General features: G+C 67.0%; 3 protein-coding genes. 1 reads left to right on the top strand and 2 read right to left on the bottom strand.

Annotated features, from left to right (window positions below; translation table 11 throughout):
- The coding region (locus tag HUK82_RS15475; protein WP_305144416.1) for an NAD(P)H-hydrate epimerase at nucleotides 1–269 on the bottom strand (269 nt) is incomplete at its 3' end.
- A 266-nt stretch (nucleotides 270–535) separates the two neighbouring features.
- Between HUK82_RS15475 and HUK82_RS15470 the strand changes: the two genes are divergently transcribed.
- Nucleotides 536–988: a CopD family protein gene (locus HUK82_RS15470; RefSeq protein ID WP_176614796.1), complete on the top strand. Its 453-nt coding sequence runs from the start codon at nucleotides 536–538 to the stop codon at nucleotides 986–988.
- Between the two features lie 29 nt (nucleotides 989–1,017).
- Here HUK82_RS15470 and HUK82_RS15465 read toward each other — a convergent pair whose 3' ends face one another.
- Nucleotides 1,018–2,871, bottom strand: coding sequence for a glycoside hydrolase family 15 protein (locus HUK82_RS15465; protein ID WP_306308929.1), 1,854 nt, complete (start codon nucleotides 2,869–2,871; stop codon nucleotides 1,018–1,020).
- Between the last annotated feature and the right edge of the window lie 479 nt (nucleotides 2,872–3,350).

Raw genomic sequence — 3,350 nt, 5'->3', positions numbered from 1 at the left:
CTGCGTTCGCGCGAAAAGCCAAGCACCCGGCAACCGAAATTCCTGTAACGATTCGACGCAGCCCGCGTCCCTACGCCGCAAGGGATTCGAGCAGAGCACGCCATCGCGGCGACATACCCGTCCCCACCGTTATTGCCCGGACCACACAGGACGAGCACGCGGCCGGGGGGGAGGAACCGCCGGACGGCACGCGCCACGGCCCGACCGGCGTACTCCATCAACACCGACACCGGCACCGTGCGCGCCGCGCTGCGGTCGATCGCGGCCATCTCTGAAGGCGAGGGCAGCAACAGCGCCTGCGGGCTGCCGCCGGGCAGCGAGGAAGATCCGAAGCGTCGGCGCGCTTGCGAAGAGGGGCCTTTGGTCATGCTGTCTCCGGTCGGATGCCGCGTCAGGGTGCGGCGATGCGCCATAGCGCTTGCATGGAAACGCGGAATTGGCGATCTAGTGCGCGTTCTTTTGCACACGCTGCCCTGCCGGGAGCGCCGGGCGTGAGACCCGATGCCGGCAGGCAACGAAGACCCCCGGAGAAATCATGTCGCATTCGCTCTTGTGGAGCCTCGTGCTCGCCATTCATATCGCCGGGATGACGTTGTGGGTCGGGGGCGCCGCCTATGCCGTGCTGGTCCTGCGCCCCAGCCTGGGCCTTCTGGACACCACGCAGCGCAGTTCGGTGCACCTGCAGACGCTCAACCGCTTTTTCCGTATCGTATGGCATGTCATGCCGATGGTGCTGGCCAGCGGCTGGGCCATGGTCCTGCACGAGGGCGGCTTTGCCAACACGCCGTGGCCCGTCAACCTGATGCAGTTGCTCGGGCTGGTGATGGCCGGCCTTTTCGCCAGCGCGTTCTTCGGCCCCTACCGCAAGGCGCGCCGCGCCCTGCGTCCCCAGCCGGCCCTTTTCGATGCCGTGCGCACGCGCGTCGGTCTGGTCGCCGTCCTGGGTATGGTGACCATCCTCAGCGCGTCGCTCAATCACGGTTTCTGAGCGCGCATCCCGGTAGGCCGGGGCGCCGGTCAGGCGCCCCCGTCCCCGGCAGTACGGAACGTTCCGTGTTCCAGATACGCCGCACTCGCCACCAGCGCGAGGTGCGAGAACGCCTGCGGGAAGTTGCCGATCTGACGCCGCAGGACCGTGTCGTATTCCTCGGCCAGCAGGCCAAGATCGTTGCGCAACGCCAGCAGACGGTCGAACAGCGCCTGTGCGTCGTCGCGGCGCCCCATCAGGACGTAGGTGTTCACCAGCCAGAAGGAGCACGCCAGGAACGCACCCTCATCCTGCTGGTCCAGCCCGTCATCGACCTCCTCGGTCCGGTAGCGCAGCACAAGACCGTCGCGGATCAGGTCGTGCTCAATCGCTTCCACCGTGCCGATCACACGCGGATCGTCGGGCGGCAGGAACCCGATCTGCGGGATCAGCAGCAGCGAGGCATCGAGCGAGCGGCCGCCGAAATACTGCACGAAGCTGTTGCGCTCGGGACAGAACCCCTCACGACACACAGTCTCATGGATTTCGTCGCGCAGCGCCTCCCAGCGCTCCACCGGCCCCTCGAGGCCATACTGCCGGGCATCGGCCACCGCCCGGTCGAACGCCGCCCAGCACGAGATTTTCGACAGGACAAAATGGCGGCGCCCGCCGCGCACTTCCCAGATCCCCTCGTCAGGCTCGCGCCAGATCGTCTCGAGATGCTCCAGCAGGCTGACCTGCAGGGTCCAGCCCGCCGTCACCGGGCGCAGATGATCGTGGCGGGCGCGATGCAGCGCCAGCACGATCTCGCCGTAGACGTCGAGCTGCAACTGACCGGCGGCACCATTGCCGACGCGCACCGGGGTCGAGTTCTCATACCCCGCCAGCCATGGCACTTCCCACTCCAGAAGTTGTCGTTCGCCGCCGAGGCCGTACATGATCTGCACCTGCTCGGGCGATCCGGCCACGGCCCGGTGCAGCCAGTCGCGCCAGTCGCGAGCCTCCTCGAAATAGCCGCCTGCCATGAACGCCATCAGCGTCAGAGTGGCGTCGCGCAGCCAGCAATAGCGGTAATCCCAGTTGCGGCTTCCGCCCAGACATTCCGGCAGCGACGTGGTGGGCGCGGCAACGATGCCACCAGTCGGCTTGTAGGTCAGGGCCTTGAGCGTCACCAACGAACGCCGGACGGGTGCGTCATACGGCCCGTCGAACGTACTCTGGGCGATCCACCCGTCCCAGAACCCTTCGGTGTCGCGCAGGGCCGCCATCGGGTCGATCGCGGCGGGCACCGGCAGATGCGACTCGCTGTAGCTCAGTGAAAAGGTCTGCCGCTCGCCCTTGGCGACGGTGAAGTTGGCGGTGGTGCGAAGGTCGCGGCTGTGCAGCGGCATCCGGCTGCGCAGCACGCAGCGCGACGGACCGACGATGGCACTGATCCCCTCCCCCTGTTCAAGATGGGTCAGCCACGGCACCGACAGCCCGTAGTCCATGCGCAGGATGAAATCCATGCTCATGCGCACACGGCCGGATCTTCCCTCGACGATGCGCACGATCGTCGGCGCCGGGGCGTCGATGACCATGAAATCGATCAAAGCGACCTCGCCGTCGGGCGTGGTGAAAACCGTCTCCAGCACCATGCCGTCGCGGCGGTAGCTGCGGGTCGTCGTGACGGGCGCCGGGCCGTCGCCGGAACGCCTGTCAATCGCCTCCGCGTGCACCACGCGCTCGGGCGCGATCTGCCAGCGGCCATTGCGATCGTCGCCCAGAAGTGCCGCGAAACACGCCGGACTGTCGAAACGCGGCCAGCACAACCAGTCGATGGAGCCGTTGCTTCCGACCAGCGCGCAGCTGGTGCAGTCACCGATCAGCCCATACGACTCGATCGGCAGAGGCAAATACGTCAATGGGCGTCCTTCCGTGTTCAGGCGACGCGCGGGCCGCCCCTTTCTCTTGGGGACGTGTCGGGCACATCCCTTTCGCCCCTCATAGTCCGGCACACCGGGACAAGCCCACGAAAATCAACGAAAGCTGGAACTAATTTAACCCACGAAGCTTGATTCGCGGGCAGTTTGCCGATACGGACAGGCACCCCGAGGAGCCCGCCGCCATACGGCGTACCCGCGTCCGATGTCGGGGCAACCGGTGGTCCCGGCAATCCCACAGCCACGATATGGCGCGAACGGGTCGGATCACCACTGACACGTTCGAGAGACTATTGACCGCCCCATCCGACGCCGCCGCCCGCAAACCCCGTTCTCCCCGCCCTCGCAAGGCGGCCGCGACGCCCCGCGCACGCGCGACGAAGGGCACCAAAGCCGCGCCCAAGACACAGGCCGCGCCTGACGACGTGACCGGGACCGCGCCCGACGTCGTCATCGAGACC

This window comes from Ameyamaea chiangmaiensis, assembly GCF_013376175.1.
Classification (GTDB): Bacteria; Pseudomonadota; Alphaproteobacteria; order Acetobacterales; family Acetobacteraceae; genus Ameyamaea; species Ameyamaea chiangmaiensis.
This window is presented reverse-complemented; position numbering and strand designations above follow the sequence as displayed.

Excerpts from the sequence above, each read along its gene's own strand:
- HUK82_RS15470 (WP_176614796.1), top strand. The coding sequence starts at position 536 with ATGTCGCATTCGCTCTTGTGGAGCCTCGTGCTCGCCATTCATATCGCC.